The 19,974-nt window shown below is 38.3% G+C and carries 20 protein-coding genes; 13 read left to right on the top strand and 7 right to left on the bottom strand.

Annotation, left to right across the window (positions count from 1 at the left end):
- Nucleotides 1-163 precede the first annotated feature (163 nt).
- The 3 genes from I215_RS12980 (at nucleotide 164) to I215_RS12970 (ending at nucleotide 2,274) form a co-directional block, all read left to right on the top strand.
- Entirely contained in the window at nucleotides 164-760 is a 597-nt protein-coding gene (locus I215_RS12980; protein ID WP_008992437.1) for a Crp/Fnr family transcriptional regulator, read from the top strand.
- Between the two features lie 71 nt (nucleotides 761-831).
- Nucleotides 832-1,530: a dienelactone hydrolase family protein gene (locus I215_RS12975; RefSeq protein ID WP_008992436.1), complete on the top strand. Its 699-nt coding sequence runs from the start codon at nucleotides 832-834 to the stop codon at nucleotides 1,528-1,530.
- Nucleotides 1,531-1,545: 15 nt separating this feature from the next.
- Nucleotides 1,546-2,274: a GNAT family N-acetyltransferase gene (locus I215_RS12970; RefSeq protein ID WP_008992435.1), complete on the top strand. Its 729-nt coding sequence runs from the start codon at nucleotides 1,546-1,548 to the stop codon at nucleotides 2,272-2,274.
- Nucleotides 2,275-2,314: 40 nt separating this feature from the next.
- On the opposite strand, the gene I215_RS12965 is transcribed toward I215_RS12970, so the two are convergent.
- Entirely contained in the window at nucleotides 2,315-3,370 is a 1,056-nt protein-coding gene (locus I215_RS12965; protein WP_008992434.1) for a DUF748 domain-containing protein, read from the bottom strand.
- Nucleotides 3,371-3,693: 323 nt separating this feature from the next.
- Complete coding sequence (locus tag I215_RS12960) at nucleotides 3,694-4,836, bottom strand: acyl-CoA dehydrogenase (RefSeq protein WP_008992433.1); 1,143 nt, start codon at nucleotides 4,834-4,836, stop codon at nucleotides 3,694-3,696.
- Between the two features lie 86 nt (nucleotides 4,837-4,922).
- Here I215_RS12960 and I215_RS12955 point away from each other — a divergent pair, with 86 nt between their 5' ends.
- Nucleotides 4,923-5,981, top strand: coding sequence for an anhydro-N-acetylmuramic acid kinase (locus I215_RS12955; protein WP_008992432.1), 1,059 nt, complete (start codon nucleotides 4,923-4,925; stop codon nucleotides 5,979-5,981).
- A 3-nt stretch (nucleotides 5,982-5,984) separates the two neighbouring features.
- Here I215_RS12955 and I215_RS12950 read toward each other — a convergent pair whose 3' ends face one another.
- Entirely contained in the window at nucleotides 5,985-7,892 is a 1,908-nt protein-coding gene (locus tag I215_RS12950) for a RecQ family ATP-dependent DNA helicase (RefSeq protein ID WP_008992431.1), read from the bottom strand.
- A gap of 37 nt (nucleotides 7,893-7,929) precedes the next feature.
- Nucleotides 7,930-8,466, bottom strand: coding sequence for an AAA family ATPase (locus I215_RS12945; RefSeq protein WP_008992430.1), 537 nt, complete (start codon nucleotides 8,464-8,466; stop codon nucleotides 7,930-7,932).
- Between the two features lie 112 nt (nucleotides 8,467-8,578).
- On the opposite strand from I215_RS12945, the gene I215_RS12940 reads away from it, so the two are divergent.
- The 9 genes from I215_RS12940 to I215_RS12900 all read left to right on the top strand — a co-directional run bounded on the left by I215_RS12940 (nucleotide 8,579) and on the right by I215_RS12900 (nucleotide 15,130).
- Complete coding sequence (locus I215_RS12940) at nucleotides 8,579-8,869, top strand: DUF493 family protein (protein ID WP_008992429.1); 291 nt, start codon at nucleotides 8,579-8,581, stop codon at nucleotides 8,867-8,869.
- 92 nt (nucleotides 8,870-8,961) lie between these two features.
- Nucleotides 8,962-9,597: a DUF4290 domain-containing protein gene (locus tag I215_RS12935; protein WP_008992428.1), complete on the top strand. Its 636-nt coding sequence runs from the start codon at nucleotides 8,962-8,964 to the stop codon at nucleotides 9,595-9,597.
- 17 nt (nucleotides 9,598-9,614) lie between these two features.
- A complete protein-coding gene (murA, locus tag I215_RS12930) occupies nucleotides 9,615-10,925 on the top strand; it encodes a UDP-N-acetylglucosamine 1-carboxyvinyltransferase (protein WP_008992427.1) in 1,311 nt (436 codons plus the stop codon).
- A 173-nt stretch (nucleotides 10,926-11,098) separates the two neighbouring features.
- On the top strand, nucleotides 11,099-11,638 hold the full coding sequence (gene pyrR, locus I215_RS12925) for a bifunctional pyr operon transcriptional regulator/uracil phosphoribosyltransferase PyrR (RefSeq protein WP_008992426.1): 540 nt from the start codon (nucleotides 11,099-11,101) through the stop codon (nucleotides 11,636-11,638).
- A gap of 7 nt (nucleotides 11,639-11,645) precedes the next feature.
- Complete coding sequence (locus I215_RS12920) at nucleotides 11,646-12,575, top strand: aspartate carbamoyltransferase catalytic subunit (protein ID WP_008992425.1); 930 nt, start codon at nucleotides 11,646-11,648, stop codon at nucleotides 12,573-12,575.
- A gap of 4 nt (nucleotides 12,576-12,579) precedes the next feature.
- A complete protein-coding gene (locus I215_RS12915) occupies nucleotides 12,580-12,912 on the top strand; it encodes a hypothetical protein (protein WP_008992424.1) in 333 nt (110 codons plus the stop codon).
- 25 nt (nucleotides 12,913-12,937) lie between these two features.
- Nucleotides 12,938-13,843 carry a ribonuclease Z gene (locus I215_RS12910; protein WP_008992423.1) on the top strand — a complete coding sequence of 302 codons (906 nt, stop codon included), beginning with the start codon at nucleotides 12,938-12,940 and terminating at the stop codon, nucleotides 13,841-13,843.
- A gap of 19 nt (nucleotides 13,844-13,862) precedes the next feature.
- Nucleotides 13,863-14,516 carry a pyridoxamine 5'-phosphate oxidase gene (gene pdxH, locus I215_RS12905; RefSeq protein WP_008992422.1) on the top strand — a complete coding sequence of 218 codons (654 nt, stop codon included), beginning with the start codon at nucleotides 13,863-13,865 and terminating at the stop codon, nucleotides 14,514-14,516.
- Between the two features lie 122 nt (nucleotides 14,517-14,638).
- Nucleotides 14,639-15,130: a CAP domain-containing protein gene (locus I215_RS12900; protein WP_008992421.1), complete on the top strand. Its 492-nt coding sequence runs from the start codon at nucleotides 14,639-14,641 to the stop codon at nucleotides 15,128-15,130.
- Between the two features lie 37 nt (nucleotides 15,131-15,167).
- Here the strand turns inward: I215_RS12900 and I215_RS12895 are convergent, their stop codons facing one another.
- From I215_RS12895 to I215_RS12885, 3 genes are all read right to left on the bottom strand, one after another.
- Nucleotides 15,168-17,075, bottom strand: coding sequence for an OmpA family protein (locus tag I215_RS12895; protein ID WP_008992420.1), 1,908 nt, complete (start codon nucleotides 17,073-17,075; stop codon nucleotides 15,168-15,170).
- An 11-nt stretch (nucleotides 17,076-17,086) separates the two neighbouring features.
- Nucleotides 17,087-18,004 carry a PorP/SprF family type IX secretion system membrane protein gene (locus tag I215_RS12890; RefSeq protein WP_008992419.1) on the bottom strand — a complete coding sequence of 306 codons (918 nt, stop codon included), beginning with the start codon at nucleotides 18,002-18,004 and terminating at the stop codon, nucleotides 17,087-17,089.
- Between the two features lie 6 nt (nucleotides 18,005-18,010).
- Nucleotides 18,011-19,974: gliding motility-associated C-terminal domain-containing protein (locus I215_RS12885; protein WP_008992418.1), on the bottom strand; the 1,964-nt coding region annotated here is incomplete at its 5' end.

The following is a 19,974-nucleotide window of genomic DNA, read 5'->3' as shown; positions in this document are numbered from 1 at the left end:
GTTATTTTAAGGGGGTGTAGTATTGAATTTGAAAGATTTAAGTTTTGCAGAATTAAAACTATGCTTCAGATGTTGTTTTATACGGTGATTTTACGATAGCGTTTTCGTAAGTTGCAAATTTTAATATTTTTGACAAAAGTAAGTTTCTTATTTAATTTGGTTTATGGAGAAGTATAAAATACTGACTAGCTTTAAAGATTATATAAATAGTTATTCGAAGATATCAAATGAGGAAATTCTATTGATTGATCAGATCGCAGAAGTGGTTAAAGCGGATAAAAATCAAGTACTTCTATCCATGGGCGTAGTATCCAACTATATCTTCTATATCTACACAGGGACACTGATTGCTTTTTATGCCGATTCTAAGGGTAATACCTACAACAAAAATATATTCATGGATAATCAATTGGCTGCATCCACTGTTTCTTCTCTTTTAAGAGTACCTTCTGAATTTACTCTTCAGGCTATTGAAAACTCGGTGTTATTAAGAATTGACTTTCTTAAATACCAGCAATTGATTAAACAAAATGAGAAGTTAAAAAACTTTTACATAGCTTATCTGGAAAAGAATTGGATTATTGATAAGGAGCAGCGTGAGGTGTCTATAGTTATGGAGGATGCAAGTATCCGTTACCAAAAACTTATTCAGAAATTTCCAGATATACATCATCGGGTACCACTTCTACACATTGCATCAAATCTTGGGATCACACCAACTCAACTCAGCAGGATAAGAAAAAAAATTAAGAATATTTAGGGGCTGCTCAACATATGTAAAGTGAAATCTGGAAAGCTAGGCGTACTTTTGGTATGTAAAAGTTAAAAAGTATGATGGATGCCTCTGATTTAATTCCTGTTCATTATAAGGATCGAGCAATAGAGTTCCAAAGTCTTATTACTCCAAATTATAAAAATAACCTGCCAGGAGTTTTAATTCTACCAGCCTGGATGGGAATTGATCGTGAAGCAATTCAGGCGGCTGATTCGTTGCAGGCCCATGGCTATATAGCTATGGTAGCTGATGTTTATGGGCAGGGCCAGCAGCCTAGTTCCATCGAAGATGCTTCAGAGTTCTCGAAAGACTTAAAGGAAAATTTTAAACTTTATCAAAGAAGAATTTGTTTAGCGCTAGAGGAGTTTAAAGACCTCAGAGGTTATTCTTGTTCTACTGGGATTATTGGATATTGTTTTGGTGGCACTGGTGCTTTGGAGGCAGTAAGAGGACAATTAGAAATTCAAGCTGCTGTTTGTGTTCATGGAGATCTTTTTAAATCTCCTACTCGAGTATCAGCGGTTTCAAAGGCAAAAGTTCTAATTGAGCATGCCGCTGATGATCAGTTTATTTCATCTAGTGATGTAGAGAGCTTAATGCAAGAGATGAAAGAAAGTCAGGCAGATTGGCAACTTATAACTTATGGAGATGTCATGCATTCTTTTACCAATCCATGGTCAGCCGATTATCATAAAACCATGGCTGATAGGGCATGGAGGCATACACTTCAATTTTTGGATGAGGTCTTAAAGTAAAATTGAATTTGATCAATGAAAAATTTAAACGAAAACATCTATAATTTAACCACCTTATGGCAGATAGTAGGTGATGCTTATGGGAAGTATTGTTTTAGGGAATCTTATAGTTATTCTAATATCGAAAATTCACAATGGCCCAATAGAATCTGGTTAAATTCCCAACCTAGTAAATTGATCATAAGTGAAATACTGGTTGCTTGTGGCCAAGGTGAACTTCCTAGAAGCCTTAGTTATTGGGCAGATTTTGATGATCCTAATTTCAGGTATTTTGAATCAGATGGACTAGTGTTAAAATCCGAGCAGGTGGGAATGTCTCTTGTTGTTTCTAAAAAAGAGTACCCATCAAATAGGCGTATTAAGCTACACAAAATCACCTCCCCGGCGCAACCGTTACTCTGGGAGAAGCTCTATCCTCAGAGTTTTGGATATGTTATTTCAGCCGAAACAGTGAAATATACAATGGATCACATTAATTATTTTCTTATCTACCACAATGAGAATCCTATTGGCACTGTTTTAACCTTTACCACCAACTCAGTAGTTGGGATCCATGGGATGGGCATAATTCCTTCTTTCCGAAAACAAGGGTTTGCAAAAGAGGTAATGCTTGAGTTACTGAACAATGCAGCTAAGGAGAATATTTTATTGGCCACATTGCAAGCATCATCTATGGGTAAATCAGTCTATAAGGACATTGGGTTTAGCGAAGATTTCTTGGTTAGAAATTATAGGATACTATAATACTCTCACAATTTCTAATATATCATTTGTCCATCAAGGTTTATTTAATTGAACCTTCAATTCCTTGATTTAGGGCTTCTATAAATGCATTTTTGAGTATACCTACAAAAGTTTCCCAGCCATTTGTCTCAGGACTATTGATATTGCCTTGGATGGGAACAGTGGTTGCAATCTGATCTTCCTTAGGGTTTTCTACCACTTTACTCACAAGGCCAATCACTGCCTCCTTTGCGGCCGTTAGTATACCGCCTTGCTCCTTATCCTTTTTCCAATCTAATACTTTTAAATTTTCAATAAACGGCTTCACGTAGCCATTGATCTCTCCATCCATTAATTTTAATTCACTATAGAGATCTAATTTCCCTCTTTCCACATCGAACTTGCCTTGAGCTTTGATAAAGTTATTTAAACTGGTAAGATCTACGCTTGTTAATTTCATGTCCATATCAAAATCTGGAATTTCCTTTAGGACATTCACTCGCATATCAAGGTTCAGATTTCCCTGACCAATAGAGACTCCAGATAAGGACAGCGAAGAGGGTAGTCTGGTTGTAGTGGAATCCTCTACATTGGCCAAATTCTTCGCCGTAAGTCTCATGTTGTGGATATAAAGATCAATTTCAGGACTTGTAGTACGATCTAAATAGGTGAATTCGCCATCTGTAATTTCAAGTTTATTTATCGTTAGAGGCATAAGATCCTTTAAAGCTTCTGTCCAGTGTTCTTTAGAAGGTTCCTGTGTGGGCTCTGGTGTTTCAGTTAAAATATGAATGCTTGGTTTATCTAAAATTATCTCCCCAACTAATCTGCCTTTAAAGATTTGTTTCCACTCTATGGATAAATCAGCGTGGTTAATTTTTAAAAAGGGATAATTAGTGGTGTCTGTTCTTTTATTTAATACTAATGTATCAATGGCGTAAGCACCCCGAATCAATCGAATATCTATATCATCCACATGGCCAACATATCCAGGGAGGTCATTCAAAGTTTTGTTGACATAGTTTTTAACAATTGTAGGCAACATAATGCGAAAGATGATCACAAGGACTATAATGCCGAGCAGGATTTTATATGGAGTTTTTAATTTTTTAAACATAGATAATTCAGTTTTTATTTTCACTTCCTTGTAGGATTAGGCTAGAAAAGCTGCCAAGGGGATGATTTTAAATAATGACACCCCAAGGTTTGAGAGTAGAATAGGGTGGGAGTGGGGGAAGTTTACTTTGCCATTTTCTTTATAATGTAAAAGAACAAATACCTCACTAATGTTAAATTTACTGAATTTTCCTATGCAGATTATGACTTTAGGAAAGTTTTTGGATTTAGTTAAAGGGAAAAACACACCTATGACAGTAAAAAATGAAGCCTTAGCTTATTTTTATATTTACCACAGCTGTGTTTTTTAAATATAGTGCGTCGCTACTTATTTAGTAGCGCTCTTGAAATTACAATTTTTTGGATCTCAGAGGTGCCTTCATAAATTTGAGTGATTTTCGCATCTCTCATAAGTCGTTCTACGTGATACTCTTTGACATAACCATTTCCTCCATGAATCTGTACTGCTTCTATCGCGGTATCCATAGCTACCTGTGAGGCATATAATTTTGCCATGGCCCCAGAGAGATCATAATTATTACCTTGATCTTTGTCCCAAGCAGCTTTAAGTACTAAATGTCTTGCCGCTTCAATTTGGGTATGCATGTCAGCTAATTTGAACGCAATGGCTTGGTGATTGCATATTTCAGTGCCAAAGGATTTCCTGACTTTAGAGTATTCTCTGGCAAGCTCATAAGCGCCCGATGCAATACCTAAAGCTTGAGCAGCAATTCCGATACGACCACCAGCTAGGGTTTTCATAGCGAATTTAAAGCCAAAACCATCATCACCAATTCTGTTTTCTTTTGGAACCTTTACATCGTTAAAAATAAGAGAATGCGTATCACTTCCTCTAATGCCAAGCTTTTGCTCCTTAGGTCCAATCTCAAAACCAGCCATTCCTTTCTCAAGGATAAAGGCATTGATTCCTTTATGTTTTAACTCTGGATGCGTTTGGGCGATTACCAAATACACATCTGCAGTTGAACCGTTGGTAATCCAGTTCTTTGTACCGTTGATGATATAATGATCTCCATGCTCAATTGCTGTGGTCTTTTGGGAGGTGGCATCGCTACCAGCCTCTGGTTCAGAAAGACAAAAAGCACCAATGATCTCACCTTTGGCAAGAGGTGTAAGGTATTTTTGTTTCTGTTCTTCATTTCCAAATTTCTCCAAACCCCAGCATACCAGTGAGTTGTTGACGCTCACAATGACTGAACACGAAGCATCTACTTTAGATATTTCTTCCATTACCAAGGCATAAGATACGGTGTCCATGCCGCTACCTCCGTACTGCTCCGAGGTCATCATACCTAAAAACCCAAGCTCTCCCATTCGCTTAACCTGCTCTTTTGGGAACTCTTGTTTTTCATCACGCTCGATTACACCTGGTAGAAGTTCGGTTTTCGCAAAATCTCTTGCAGCTTCTTGTATGAGTAATTGTTCCTCAGTAAATTTAAAATCCATGGTTGTTTTGTGATATTTTTAATGAACTCCCCAAATATATATTTAAATTGTAACATTTTCAACAGAACTTGATTATTTTTACGAATATGAAAAAACAGAGATACAGAGTAATTGGTGTGATGTCGGGAACTTCCTTGGATGGAATTGACCTAGTTTACGTTGATTTTTTTAAAAATCATACATGGGAGTTTAAAATACATACCGCACAGACTATTGCCTATTCCCATTCTTGGCAAAAACGGCTATCGCAGTCTATGAATCTTCCTAAAGATGCCTTGGAACAACTTAATTTGGAGTATACGGGGTACTTAGCTGAGGTGATTTTAGAATTCATTGCTGATCATGGGATCTCTCAGGTAGACTTTGTAGCCTCACATGGTCATACTGTATTTCATCAGCCCGAGTCGGGTTATACCCTTCAAATAGGTAACCTCCCTCTTATTGCAAAACTTTTAAATCTGAAGGTGATTTGTGATTTTAGGGTAGATGATGTAGCTTTTGGAGGGCAGGGTGCTCCTTTGGTTCCAATTGGAGATGCCTTATTGTTTTCTCAGTATGATTACTGCTTGAATCTTGGTGGGTTTGCAAATGTGTCCTTTAGAGAGGGCTCCCAAAGAATCGCATTTGATATCTGCGCTGTAAATACAGTTATGAATCATTTAGTGGCTTCCATCGGTTTGGACTATGACAAAGGTGGAGAAATTGCTTCAAGTGGAGAGGTCGATAGTACGCTTTTAGAGCAATTGCAAAATTTACCTTTCTATCAAAAACCTTATCCTAAGTCCTTAGGTATGGAATGGGTTAAAAGTGAAGTTTTTCCTATTCTAGACTCTTATAATTTAAAATTGGCCGATTTACTACGAACCTATGTGGAGCATATCGCCTTACAGTTAAGTAATATTTTTAAACCCAGTACTTCGGTTTTGGTCACTGGTGGTGGAGCTTATAACTCATTTCTAATGCAGCGTACTGGTGATTTAAGTTCAGCTAAAATTCATATTCCAGTGCCTTTAATTGTCGATTTTAAAGAAGCATTGATTTTTGGACTTTTAGGTGTGCTAAGGCTCAATGGCCAGGTTAATTGTTTAAGTAGTATTACGGGGGCGACTATGGATCATAGTAGTGGCCGTATATATGAGCCATAGAAGTTAAGCTATTGAATAGTGTTGCTCATTATCCAAGACAATGGCTTTTTCTTCCAATAATTGCGCAACAGCTTCATTTACAAAAATTGATTTAAAAGTAATGTTGGTTCCTAGCTCTTGTTTTGTTTGAGGCTTTTTTTCAAGTGTCTTTAAAACTTCCTGTTTTACAATACTTAGTATATCGGGGGCAAGGTATTGTTTCTTTTTACTGCAAACCGAACAGATGCCACAATCTTTTGGATCCTTTTGATCAAAATACTCAAGAAGTTGAACACTCTTACACCGCTGATCATTAGTGCAGTAATCGATCACGTGTTGTAATTGACTTACCTTAACTTCGTTGTAGTGTTCTATGGCTCTTGCGATCACGTTAATGGTCTTATCATCCTCGCGAGGGATCAAAAAGTTTATATTGGTATCCGCGTTATTCTCCGTGTATTGACACATATCGTCTTTGGCCAACTGCTCTAGATAAAACTGAATTTGCTTCTCAGAACTCCCTGTTTTATTTGCCATATTGGTCAAACGAATTGTAGTTGGATAATCAAAAATACCTGGATAGGTTCTGAGTAAACTTTGTACTATCTTCTCTAACCCTGGTTGCTGGTTAAGATACCTAAAGAGTTGGTGATGACTTGTAGTAAATTGTAAAACGGTGTTTTTTGTTGGCTTTTCTATAAGAGATATAATCGCATGGCGATCTAATACCTTTAAACCATTGTATGTTTTTGCTGTAGGGAGTTTATAGGTGTTGCAAAAATCTTTGAAATTTAAACTCACATTTTGATGTTCACCCTCTCCGTAGGGTATTTGAAAATAGTTGTTGAGCTTATTGTATAGCAGTTTAATAAAGTCCACATCAGCAAGGGATCCTAAGTACTGTCCTTTAAGATGTTTAATATCATCTGATCCTCTTAAAATAACAGCATAGGCGCGGCTGCCGTTTCTACCAGCTCTTCCAGATTCTTGAAAGTACCCCTCTAATGTACTGGGGTAATGGTAGTGAATAACGGTTTGTACATCGGGCTTGTCGATGCCCATTCCAAATGCATTGGTGGCCACCATCACCCTGGTTTTATTATTTAACCACTGCTTTAGTTTTTCATTTTTATCCCAGCTCTCTAGCCCTCCGTGAAAAAAATCAGCAGAAATGTTATTCTTCCTAAGCGCATCGGAAATTTGCCTGGTTGCTTTTCGGGTGTTCACATAGACAATTGCGCTGCCTTGATGTTTGTGAAATATTTTATAGAGACTCTCGGTTTTATCGATTGTCTGAAGAACATGATAAGCAATGTTTGCTCTATGGATATCTTTTTTAATAAGAACTGGGTCTGTGAGTTGAAGGTTTTCAAGGATTTCATCACAGACCTTTTGAGTAGCCGAGGCAGTTAATGCCATCATTGGAACTCCAGGCAATAGATCCTTCAAGACTTTACAATCTCTGTAGCTTGGTCGAAAATCATTCCCCCACTGTGAAATACAATGGGCCTCGTCAATGGCGATTAAATTGACATTCATAGCCCTTATGCGTTGCTGTACCAAGTCCTGTTGTAATCGCTCAGGTGATAGGTAAAGAAATTTAAAGTTTCCATAAATACAATTGTCCAAAATGGTATCGACTTCTTGGTATTTCATAGAACCAGTAAGGGCTGCGGTTTTAATGCCTCGCTGTTTTAAATCAGCTACCTGATTTTCAATTAGGGCAATTAGCGGAGAGACAACGATACAGATGCCTTCACTAGCCATAGAAGTGACTTGATAGCACAAGGTTTTTCCTCCTCCCGTAGGGAAGGAAATAAAACAGTCTTGCTTTTGCAAGGCAGTCTCTATCGCTTTTTGTTGAAGGGGTCTAAAACCCGAATATCCCCAAAACTCTTGTAGAACTGCTATTGGATCCTTCTGTTGTTCCATCGTGATGGTGCTTGACTTGCGAATTTATAAAAAATCCTTATTTGAGATGTGAATTTATATAATTGACCCTATTTGCTACCGTGTCGAATGGGACCTCAATAGGGGTGTATCCATAATTGAGGTAAGTTTCCTTAAGTGCTTTGTGTATTTCTACGGCTTGCTCGAAACTCTCATAACGTTCATTATCGCTACAGTATATTTCTTCCCAAGGTGGAAGTAAAAATATCACGTCGTAAGGATGATTGTGGCAGGCTTGGATAAAATGTTCTGGATATTGGGTGTTGAAATAATCCATATAAGCCACCGTATCTGGGATACCTCGATCGAAAAAGATGGTCTTACTCACTTTTTCAACTTGCTGATATTGCGCAATTCTACCCTCTAGGAGCTTTTGACTAAACAATATAGGGTCAGTTAAAAACAACTGATCTATACCCTGCTGTTGAGCCTCAAGGATGACTTCCCTTGAAATCTCAGCTAAACAAAAATATCCCTGAGATTTCAGATGATTGATAACTGCGGTTTTTCCCGTTCCTGGTCCTCCTGTGATGACTACCTTTTTGTGTACTTCCATGATGCGTTTCAAAGGGCAAAAATAACTAAATGCAGCGGTTTTTTAAAAATTGTAGTTGAAAACTGTATCTTTGTACTAAAGAAACAAATGTGAGAAATTCAGAAAAGAATTAATGAAAAATCCAGAAGAAGAAAAGGCATTTTACGAGCGATTGAAAGAGCAATTGGACGATACTACAGAATTTCCATCACTCTATTTGTATAAATTTATTGTACCTAGTAGTGAGGATAAGATCAAACAGGTCATTTCTTTTTTTGATAATAGTGGTGCGGTGGTCAATACCAAAACTTCCTCCAAAGGAAATTATACCAGTGTATCTATTGCAGTGACTATGGAGAGTTCACAAGCTGTGATCGATAAATATAAAGCTGTCAGTGCAGTAGAGGGTGTTATTTCTTTGTAAATACGCTTTGATAAACCGTAAATTTTCTTATTTTGCAATTTGTTTAATGCGAGTATCGCAATGACTTCATCCTAATTAATTTTAATTTTATTTTGATAGATAATTTAGAATACAACAGTGAGCGACCAAAGCTTAATATTCCTGAGTACGGTCGTCATATTCAAAAAATGGTCGACTATGTTGTAGCCATAGAAGATCGAGAAGAACGCAATAAAGTAGCCCAAGCTCTTATTGGTGTAATGGGAAATTTAAACCCGCATCTCAGGGACGTTCCTGATTTTCAACACAAGCTTTGGGATCAATTGTTTATAATTTCTGATTTTCAATTGGATGTAGATTCACCGTTTCCCAAGCCTACAAGGGAATTGCTGGAAAAGCGACCAGATAAACTGCCTTATCCACAGAACTTTCCTAAGTATCGTTTTTACGGTAATAATATCAAAAGGATGATCGATGTTTGCGTGAGCTGGGAGGAAGGTGACTTAAAGGATGCCTTAAAGTTCACTATTGCTAATCACATGAAGAAAAGTTATCTGAATTGGAATAAGGACAGCGTGAAAGATGAAACTATTTTTGAACATTTATACGAGCTTAGTGAAGGTAAAATTAACTTAGCAAAATGGGATGAGGATTTAGCTGAGAGTAAAGATTTGGTAAAAAATAGAGCAAACAAACAAAGACAAAACAACAATCCCAGAAAGAGTAAGGGAAGAAAGAAAAGATATTAAATCGGTATAGTATATTTATGGGTACATTCAGGATCGAAGGGGGAGCTAAACTTAGCGGAGAGATTACCCCGCAGGGGGCAAAAAATGAAGCGCTTCAAATTTTATGTGCTGTATTGCTTACCGATCAAACGGTAACGATTCACAACATTCCAAATATTATTGATGTCAATAAACTGATTAAGCTGCTAGAGAATTTAGGGGTGAATATCCGCAAAGTCGGTACTTCTTCATTTTCATTTAAGGCGAATAATCTGAATTTAGACTATTTACAATCAGAGCAGTTTAAGGAAGATGGTAAAGGCTTAAGAGGTTCCATTATGATAGTCGGGCCTTTGTTAGCTCGTTTTGGGAAAGGTTATATCCCAAAGCCTGGTGGAGATAAGATTGGTCGAAGAAGACTTGATACCCATTTTGAAGGTTTCATTAAACTAGGTGCTGAATTTCGTTATAATAAAGAGGAATACTTTTATGGCGTAGAGGCTAAAAAACTAAAAGGAACTTATATGCTTTTGGATGAGGCTTCGGTAACAGGTACTGCAAACATTGTAATGGCTGCGGTTCTAGCTGAGGGTACGACAACAATATACAATGCTGCTTGTGAACCTTACCTTCAACAACTTTGCACCATGCTCAATCAAATGGGTGCTAAGATCTCTGGAGTAGGGTCAAATTTATTAACCATAGAAGGAGTAGAAAGCCTAGGAGGAACTGATCACACCGTGCTTCCTGATATGATTGAGATCGGGAGTTGGATTGGAATGGCTGCAATGACCAAAAGTGAGCTCACCATTAAAAATGTAGGTTGGCCACATCTTGGTGTTATTCCAAATGTATTTAGAAAACTTGGAATCACTGTTGAAAAACGAGGTGATGATATTTATATTCCAGAACATGTGGATGGTTACGAGGTTCAGAATTTTATAGATGGTTCTGTACTGACGATCTCTGACGCGCCATGGCCAGGATTTACACCTGATTTATTAAGTATTATCCTCACTGTGGCAACCCAGGCCAGAGGTAGTGTTCTGATTCATCAGAAGATGTTTGAAAGCCGTCTATTCTTTGTCGATAAACTGATCGATATGGGGGCGAAGATCATCCTTTGTGATCCGCATCGCGCCACTGTGATTGGACATGACTTTAAATCGAGTTTAAAATCTACTGTGATGACCTCGCCAGATATTCGTGCAGGAGTTTCACTACTCATCGCTGCTTTATCTGCAAAGGGGACATCAACGATTCACAATATCGAACAAATCGATAGAGGGTATCAAAACATAGACGGTCGTTTAAAAGCTATCGGAGCTCACATTGTAAGACTTGATTAATAACTTTTACCAGGATGATTTTAAGGAAGTAGAGTGATAAGAATTGGGTAGCTTATAAAGGCATTAAGACGTTTTCATTAAGGCAAACCATAAATATTTCACTCAAAAGCGCTGCCTTGAAGATTTTCTCCATAAAAATATGTAATTTTACATTCCATTTACTTCAAAAGCATATGAGTCAAAAAGTTCTACTTTCCGCAAAAGAGATCGATATCATACTCCACCGTTTGGCTTGTCAACTTATTGAGAATCATTTGGATTTTAGTGAAACTGTCTTGATGGGAATTCAGCCAAGAGGGGTTTATGTGGCTGAACGATTGGCAAAAATTCTTCAAGAACATTACGATATTAAGTCCTTAAAATTGGGGTATTTAGATATTACTTTTTTCAGGGATGATTTCAGAAGAGGCGGAAAGCCTTTAGAGGCCAATAAAACTAAAATTGATTTTCTAGTAGAGGATAAAAAAGTGGTCTTTATAGACGATGTGTTGTATACTGGTAGAAGTATACGCGCAGCATTAACGGCTATTCAATCATTTGGAAGGCCTAAGGAAATTGAATTGTTGACCTTGATCGATAGACGATTCAGCAGACATCTACCTATTCAGCCAGATTATAGAGGGAGACAGGTCGATGCGATCAACGAAGAAGAAGTAAAGGTGATGTGGAAAGAACAAGAAGGAGAAGATAAGGTATATTTGATAAATAAATAGCTAAACGATGAGCGAATTAAGTGTGAATCACTTATTGGGAATAAAGTATATTAAGGAATCGGATATTCAATTGATTTTTGAGACCGCCGACCAATTTAAAGAAGTTATTAATCGTCCCATTAAAAAAGTCCCTTCCCTGCGGGATATTACCATCGCTAATTTGTTTTTTGAGAACAGCACTAGAACAAGGCTCTCTTTTGAACTTGCGGAAAAAAGGCTTTCTGCCGATGTGGTTAACTTTTCAGCCGCACAATCCTCGGTAAAAAAAGGAGAAACCTTAATCGATACGGTCAATAATATTCTTTCCATGAAAGTGGATATGGTGGTGATGCGTCATCCCAATCCAGGTGCTGGAGTATTTTTGTCCAAACATATTAAGGCTAGTATTGTAAATGCTGGAGACGGTGCTCATGAACATCCCACCCAAGCTTTGTTGGATTCGTATTCTATTCGAGAAAAACTTGGTGATGTAGCTGGTAAAAAAGTTGTGATCGTCGGAGATATTTTGCACTCCCGAGTAGCTCTATCCAATATTTTTGCTCTTCAAATGCAAGGTGCTCAGGTGAAGGTCTGTGGACCAAAAACCTTGATTCCGAAATACATCCACTCTCTAGGAGTTGAGGTAGAGATGGACTTAAGAAAGGCGCTCGAATGGTGTGACGTTGCCAATATGTTACGGGTGCAAAACGAACGAATGGACATTAGTTATTTTCCCTCCACAAGGGAATATACCCAACTCTTCGGAGTGAATAAGAAACTATTAGATTCCTTGGATAAGGAAATTGTGATCATGCACCCAGGACCTATCAATAGGGGGGTGGAAATAACCAGCGACGTAGCAGATTCTAAACAAGCCATTATTTTAAATCAGGTGGAAAATGGGGTTGCTATTCGTATGGCAGTGATTTATTTATTAGCTTCAAAAATTAAACAATAACGGTATGATTATCGATAGTCAAGAGAACATAACTGTACTTACTCAAGAAAAGGTGTCCTTAAACACTTTTTTGGAGAACTTCAAAAAGGCTTTACCTGGGGTGGAGAAGAATCATTTAATTCTGAATTTACTGTCCCTTACCAAGGTAAGCGCCAATGATCTTATGGAGTTTTTGGAATTCTCTCGAAAACATAAGCAAGCTAACAAGTCATTTGTACTGGTTGCCAATGCTGTGGACTTTGATAAGGTTCATATAGAATTAAGCGTAGCGCCTACCTTAAAGGAGGCTTATGATGTCATTGAAATCGAAGACATAGAAAGAGATCTAGATTTCTAATTTATAGTATAAAATTACCACAATGATGAAATTGCAAATATTGGGTTGTTACAGTGCCACTCCAAGGGCATTTACCAATCCAACAGCCCAAGTGCTAGAGATCAAAGGACACCTCTTTTTGATCGATTGCGGCGAAGGGACCCAGGTGCAATTACGTCGACAGAAAATTAAGTTTTCAAGAATTAAACATATTTTTATTTCTCATCTCCATGGTGACCATTTCTTTGGATTGCCAGGACTTCTTTCTACCTTTAGATTACTTGGTAGGGAAACTGAGATTCATATTTATGGTCCAAAAGGAATAAAGCAGGCAGTGACCACCATGTTAAAGGTCGGGCAAGCATGGACCAATTATCCGCTACTTTTTCATGAGTTAAGCGCCGTTGAGTCTGAGCTTATTATGGAGGATGATAAGGTAGAGGTGCACACCATTCCTTTGAAACACCGGGTGTATACCAACGGGTTTTTGTTTAAAGAAAAGATTGGAGAGCGAAAGCTCGATATAGATGCGGTCCTCAATCTAAATATTGATACTTGTTATTACCGAAATATTAAAAAAGGAAAGGATGTGGTTTTGGAATCAGGCGAACAGATAGCCAATGAGCGATTGACTTTGGATCCACCACCACCGAAATCTTACGCCTTTTGCAGTGATACCGCCTATAGTGAACAGGTGATACCACTGATTGAAAACGTGGATCTGTTATATCATGAATCTACCTTTTTAGAGCAACATCATGATATGGCTTTACAAACGGGACATTCAACGGCTAAACAAGCCGCCACCATTGCTGAGAAGGCTAAGGTTGATACCTTAATTTTAGGGCATTATTCTACGCGTTACAAGGATCTGGAGCTTTTTAGATCCGAGGCTCAATTAGTTTTTGATAAAGTGGAACTCGCAGAGGATGGAAAGGAATTTGTAATTTAAATAACATGAAGTATTAGGTATGGAAAAGGAGAACGATTTAAGTAATTATAGAAAAGTATATCAAAAGAGTGAATTGGATCACAGCAATGTTCCAGAAGATCCCATTACCCTTTTTCAACGTTGGTTTTATGAGGTGGAGCAAAGTGGGTCTGTTGATGAGGTGAATGCTATGACCTTGACAACAATTGGTTTGGATGGTTTTCCAAAAAGTCGAGTTGTTTTGTTAAAGCGATTTAATGAAAATGGTTTTGTGTTCTTTACCAACTATAATAGCGAAAAGGGAAAAGCCATAGCGGCAAACCCACATGTGTGTCTTTCGTTTTTTTGGCCCGCTATGGAGCGGCAGGTGATCATAAAGGGGACCGCGCATAAACTCGCCGAAAACCTCTCCGATGGCTATTTTGAATCCAGACCCAGAGGAAGTCAATTAGGAGCTATAGCCTCGAATCAAAGTGAGCCTTTAGAGTCTAGGGAAATTCTCGAGGATAAATTAAAGAACCTTGAACAAGAGTATCATGGCAAAGAGATTCCACGGCCAACATATTGGGGTGGGTTTACCGTTGAACCACATAGCGTAGAGTTTTGGCAAGGAAGACCAAATCGACTGCACGATCGTCTTTTATTTAAATTAAATGACCACTATAGTTGGGATCTAAAACGGTTAAATCCTTAACAAATTTGCATTTCACCGAATTTTTTTGCACTTTGCTGACTTAATGCAATAAGTTTTAGTTTTTTAAGGGGTTTGATTATCCTTTATAATGAGCTAATGCTTAAAGCAAAATAGCGAAGCTTATGAATGCTATTTCAAAAATTAAAACGTGGAGTGTAGTTTTATTTACATGTTTTTGCTTGTGTAATTGTACCAATGAAAATGCTACCGAAGAGGTTATTTATGATTCTTCTGTTGATTATATTCAAATGGAGACCCAGATCCATGATCAAATTAATCAATATCGTCTTAGTCAAGGTTTAGAAGCCCTGGAGCCTGTAGGACTTATTGCAACTACGGCCAGTAGTCATAATATTCATATGATCGCAAATGGCGAGGTATGCCATCACGGTTTTGGTTCTCGTGAAAAGCAACTAGGAACTGGACTAGGTGCAATAGTGGTGGCTGAAAACGTAGGTTATGGTTTTCAGACCGCACAAGGGGTTGTTCAAGCTTGGATAAAAAGCGAAGAACACAAGAAAAATATAGAAGGCGATTTTGATAGTATGGGCATAGCAGCCTCTCAAAATGAGGATGGCTTATATTATTTTACTAATATATTTGTCAAGCGCTAAAAGAGGCCGCTACGATAACCCATATTATTTTTTAGTGTTACTCCATTTTAATTACTGTAAAATCGGTTCTTCTGTTTAGTTGATGGTCTGGTTCCTCACAATGTACTCCATCTGAACATCCGTTAGTTAGACGATGTTCTCCATAGCCATCATGTGCAATGACTCGTTCTTTAGTGAGTCCATTTGAGATCAGGTACTCATAGGTGGAATTAGCTCTATCAATCGATAATCGATCATTATAACTTTTACTTCCTCTAGAATCAGTATGAGATTCGACCTTAATTGTCATATTGGGGTATTGGTTGGTTAACAGATCGATGATTTTATGAAGTTCCTTGGCAGCATCTGGTCGGATGTTGTATCTATCAAAATCAAAGTATATGGTGTTTAGATCCGCAAGTACCTTTAAATCCATCACAGGAACAAGCTGGATGTTTACCACAAGTTCTGTTTGTTTACTTGGAATATCCATAGAATTGAAAAGGGTAAGCTTATCCTGATACTTTGGATGTGATGCTGCTAAATTATAGTATTGTTCTCTTTGGATGCTATGCTGATAATAGCCATTGACATCTGTGGTGAGATCCGCGATTGGGGTACCATCTTGCTTAGTCAGAACTAACTTTGCATTTGCAATTGGATTTCCATTGATAGAATCCGTAACTATCCCTTTGAGCAGTAGTGGAAGAATGGTTTCAAATTCATAGATATCATCATTTCCAATTTTATCCTTACGGTTGGAGGCTATATAACCGCTTAGGCCATCTTCGGCCATAAAAAAAGAAAAATCGTCTCTGTTACTATTGATTGGACTTTTTAAATTGGTCACTTCCACTAGTACACCTTTATCATTCTTTAAGGTTCCAAAAACATCGAGTAATCCGTGGCCAGGATGACCATCGGAGGAGAAAAATAGGTTGCCTTCTGCATTGACAAAAGGAAAGAGTTCTTCTCCTTCTGTGTTGATTATCGGTCCAAGGTTTTCTACCTCACCATAGCTGCCATTATCATGGATGCTAACGCTGTATAAATCACTCTTTCCAAAGCCTCCTGGCATGTCACTTGCAAAATAGAGTGTCTTGCCATCAGGGCTTAGGGCTGGATGGGACACAGAATAATTGTCGTTGTTAAAAGGCAGGTCTTGAATGTTCGTCCATTGGCCATTAAGGTACTCTGCTTTGTAAATCTGAAGGTGGTTTACGCCTTCTTTATCCTTAGTTTTCGTTTTGAGGTAATAATTATTTCGAGAAAAGTACATGGTCTTTCCATCACGACTAATAGTCATTGGCCCCTCGTGATACCTCGAATTGATTTCTCCAGCTACAGCAGTTGGTATACTGTCATTTGTAGCTATATTAATGGTAAACATATCCAAAAATGGTTGTTCGTTCCAGGAATAGGTTTTTTGAGAAACACCATCGCGCTCTTTAGAGGATACAAAGTATACTAGGTCTCCATGTTTAAATGCACCAAAATCACTATTGGGGGTATTAAAATTACTTTCTTTTAATCGAAAGATAGGCTCGTTAGGTAGATAGGTGGATTGGTCTTTTTTTAATGCTCGGACTAATTTGGCATCACCACCTTGTTTTTTATAGTGTTTAGCCCATTTTTCAGAGCCCTCATAGTCTCCAAGATAGCGAAGTGCAACCGCATAATTATAATATACTTCGTTTGCCACCTTCTGCTGATCGATTACTTGTCTGTAATGTTTTACTGCTTTTTCAGGGTCTCGAAGCATGAGGTAGCAATCTGCAAGCCTACGATGTGCATATTTTTCATTGTATTGGGCCTCGATAAGTTCTTTGTAAATATCAGCGGCTTTTACAAAAGAGAAATTCGTGAATAAGACGTCAGCCCTTTGTTGTTTTCCATGTTGTGCTTGTAGGCCGCTTAAAGCCCCAACATATACGAGTATTATAAGAAATAATGTATGTGCTTTCATCGTTGTTGGTATTAGAAATATCGTGGGGATTTATATTTTGAATTTTTAAAACGTAGCTCAAACATTAGTAATACCTCATGGGTGCCTGAGTTATAGGGACGAATGTCTGAGTTAGGTTGTTCGTAGGTGTAGCCTATTCGAAGTTGTGGGCTGACTTGAAAATCAACTAAAAATGCGTAAGCATCATCCACTCTATAAGACGCGCCTAACCACATGCGCTCGTAGAAAAGAAAATTTCCTGAAAGATCATAAGAAACCGGACTCCCTTTGGTGGTTTTGACCATAAAAGCTGGTTTAAACTTGATGTTCTGACTTAAGGTAAACACATAGCCTCCAGTAAAATAGTAGCTTACGCGCTCTGCTGCCTTGTAATCATCTTGCCTGTTTAAATCATTTGTGAAAAGTCTTGGTATAGACGCTCCTATATACCATTTGTCTGAATGCCAATAGATTCCTGCACCTAAATTTGGTGTCCAATGGTTAGAAAAATCATTGAAATAGGGGTCGTTAATAACCGAAGGGTCTGTCAATAGATCTTCATCCAGAGCATACTGGGTAAAGCCTGCTTTAAGGCCAAAGGCAAGCTGAGTGTTAATACCCGTGTGCACGGTGTAGGAGAAATCACCGTATAGGTAATTGAAACGTTCATAACCGAGTTGGTCTCTAATGAAAGAAAATCCCAATCCTATTTTTTCGTTTCTAAGAGGAGTGTTCATCGAAAGGGTTAATGTTTTAGGACCTCCGTCAAATCCATTCCATTGGCTTCTGTGAAGTGCAACTAGACTTAATGCATCTCGGCTGCCTGCATAGGCCGGGTTGATGGAAATGGTGTTGTACATGTATTGGGTGAATTGCGGAAGTTGTTGTGCATGGATATCCATGTTCCACAATAACAAAATAAGTAGTGGTAAGGTGTAAAGTGTTTTCATTTTTAGTTATTTGGCAGTGGTTCCTACATAAACATATCCCTTAATTGGGTCATATCCGCTATCCACTACAGTGAGTATATAGTAATAGGTGCCCGCAGGCATAAACTGGCTGTTGCTAGTGTTGCTAAAGGCATTCCAATTGTTTTGATAATCCATGGACTCAAAGATCTTATGTCCCCAGCGATTGAATATTTGAAGCTCTAGTTTAAAACCGCAATCTTCTAGTCCACTTACAGTGAAATATTCATTGTACTGATCTCCATTGGGCGTAATAGCCTTGGAGATGGAAATGCTTTGTGAAGAATCACAGGGTAGTACCACGCAATCATCATGTACTGTTATGGTGACAATGGTTTGAGGCGTACATGAATCCTCGAGTGTATAATAGGCTGTATAAGCTCCTAATTCGGCTGAGTTAGGATCAAAGAAATTACCGCTTAGATAGTCGTCTTGTGTGGCAAGTGTCCACGTACCTCCAAAATTACTACCTGGTGGTAGTAGATCGTTTAAATCATAAACGGCATCTCTTTGACATAGCATAATCTCCACTAAGTCTTGTTGAGTATTGTGTTGGTTGACCTTGATGATTTGTGTAAAGGTAGCTTGGTTATCACACGGGTCAGTTACCTCCCAAACACGTTGAATTTCGTAGTCGCTTTGGTCGTTGACATAACTCGATGTTTCTTCAAATATTACGGTGACCTCTTGGCTACAATGGTCCTGAAATTCTAGTTGAGGTGCCTCTGGAATGTTCGCACAGCTTATTGTGATTTCTTCTTTGAATAGCTCCATAGAAGAAGTAGTAAGGGTAGGAGCTTCTTGGTCTACAATAAGTGCAATAGTCTGGGTATGAGAGGTGGAGTTCCCAGCGCAATCCGATACGTTCCATGTTCTAGTGGTGATTTGTTTACAACCTTCCGTAGTAGTGATTTCTTCCATTTCCACAACTAGATTACTATCGCATTGATCCACTGCAGTAAGTGTTATAGGCTCTGGCAATATGCTGCAGTATAAGGTTTGATCCTCTGGTAGTGGTTCTACAAAAACTGGAGCTTGTATATCTTCAATTTTAATTGTTTGCAGGTGCGTAATGCTGTTTCCATAACTATCAGTGGCTGTCCATTGGCGCTCGATAATTGGGCTGCATTGGGTTCCAGTTAGAGTCTCGGTAAAGGTTACGGGCACATCGATTTCACACCCATTGGTGGCTGATATAATTCCTGGTTCTGGAATACTTCCGCAATTTACCGTTAGATCCTCTGGCTGTTGATTGAACTTTAGTTCACCATTTGGGATGATGTTGATTAGCTGAGTAAACTGCGCAGTATTGTTACATTGGTCTGAAACTTTCCAGAGACGTGTGATTTGATAACCTCCATCTGGGTCCATGGCACTATCTATTTCACTGTAATGAATGCTTAAATCCAAGGTGCAGTTGTCTTCAAAGGCTAAAATAGGTGGCTCTGGAATTTCTCCACAGCTCACACTGATGTTTTCTAAATAACCAATGCTAGTAGCAGCTAGAACTGGCGCCTGTTTATCTTCGATCGTAATAATTTGAGTATGATTGGTGATATTTCCAGCGCAATCTGTTGCCGTCCATATACGCTCTAGGGTGCTACTACATCCATCGGTGGTTGTTTTTTCTTCAAATTCAACACTAACAGTGTCATCACAATTATCTATAGCTGTCAGTATTACTGGGTCGGGTATATTATCGCAAGAAACTACTTGATCTACTGGTAGCGTTTCTACAAAGCTGGGTGCCTGTTTATCTTCGATGGTAATAATTTGAGTATGATTGGTGGTATTTCCAGCGCAATCTGTTGCCGTCCATATACGCTCTAGGGTACTCTTACATCCATCGGTGGTTATTTTTTCTTCAAATTCGACACTAACTGTGTCATCACAATTATCAAGAGCAGTCAGAATTGTTGCTTCGGGTATATTATCGCAAGAAACTACTTGAT

The organism is Galbibacter marinus (assembly GCF_000300875.1).
Taxonomy (GTDB): domain Bacteria; phylum Bacteroidota; class Bacteroidia; order Flavobacteriales; family Flavobacteriaceae; genus Galbibacter; species Galbibacter marinus.
This window is presented reverse-complemented; position numbering and strand designations above follow the sequence as displayed.

What these genes read in the sequence shown, in the direction of transcription:
- I215_RS12980 (WP_008992437.1), top strand. Translation starts at nt 164, where the DNA reads ATGGAGAAGTATAAAATACTGACTAGCTTTAAAGATTATATAAATAGT.
- I215_RS12975 (WP_008992436.1), top strand. Translation starts at nt 832, where the DNA reads ATGATGGATGCCTCTGATTTAATTCCTGTTCATTATAAGGATCGAGCA.
- I215_RS12970 (WP_008992435.1), top strand. Translation starts at nt 1,546, where the DNA reads ATGAAAAATTTAAACGAAAACATCTATAATTTAACCACCTTATGGCAG.
- I215_RS12965 (WP_008992434.1), bottom strand. Translation starts at nt 3,370, where the DNA reads ATGTTTAAAAAATTAAAAACTCCATATAAAATCCTGCTCGGCATTATA.
- I215_RS12960 (WP_008992433.1), bottom strand. Translation starts at nt 4,836, where the DNA reads ATGGATTTTAAATTTACTGAGGAACAATTACTCATACAAGAAGCTGCA.
- I215_RS12955 (WP_008992432.1), top strand. Translation starts at nt 4,923, where the DNA reads ATGAAAAAACAGAGATACAGAGTAATTGGTGTGATGTCGGGAACTTCC.
- I215_RS12950 (WP_008992431.1), bottom strand. Translation starts at nt 7,892, where the DNA reads ATGGAACAACAGAAGGATCCAATAGCAGTTCTACAAGAGTTTTGGGGA.
- I215_RS12945 (WP_008992430.1), bottom strand. Translation starts at nt 8,466, where the DNA reads ATGGAAGTACACAAAAAGGTAGTCATCACAGGAGGACCAGGAACGGGA.
- I215_RS12940 (WP_008992429.1), top strand. Translation starts at nt 8,579, where the DNA reads ATGAAAAATCCAGAAGAAGAAAAGGCATTTTACGAGCGATTGAAAGAG.
- murA (WP_008992427.1), top strand. Translation starts at nt 9,615, where the DNA reads ATGGGTACATTCAGGATCGAAGGGGGAGCTAAACTTAGCGGAGAGATT.
- pyrR (WP_008992426.1), top strand. Translation starts at nt 11,099, where the DNA reads ATGAGTCAAAAAGTTCTACTTTCCGCAAAAGAGATCGATATCATACTC.
- I215_RS12920 (WP_008992425.1), top strand. Translation starts at nt 11,646, where the DNA reads ATGAGCGAATTAAGTGTGAATCACTTATTGGGAATAAAGTATATTAAG.
- I215_RS12915 (WP_008992424.1), top strand. Translation starts at nt 12,580, where the DNA reads ATGATTATCGATAGTCAAGAGAACATAACTGTACTTACTCAAGAAAAG.
- I215_RS12910 (WP_008992423.1), top strand. Translation starts at nt 12,938, where the DNA reads ATGAAATTGCAAATATTGGGTTGTTACAGTGCCACTCCAAGGGCATTT.
- pdxH (WP_008992422.1), top strand. Translation starts at nt 13,863, where the DNA reads ATGGAAAAGGAGAACGATTTAAGTAATTATAGAAAAGTATATCAAAAG.
- I215_RS12900 (WP_008992421.1), top strand. Translation starts at nt 14,639, where the DNA reads ATGAATGCTATTTCAAAAATTAAAACGTGGAGTGTAGTTTTATTTACA.
- I215_RS12895 (WP_008992420.1), bottom strand. Translation starts at nt 17,075, where the DNA reads ATGAAAGCACATACATTATTTCTTATAATACTCGTATATGTTGGGGCT.
- I215_RS12890 (WP_008992419.1), bottom strand. Translation starts at nt 18,004, where the DNA reads ATGAAAACACTTTACACCTTACCACTACTTATTTTGTTATTGTGGAAC.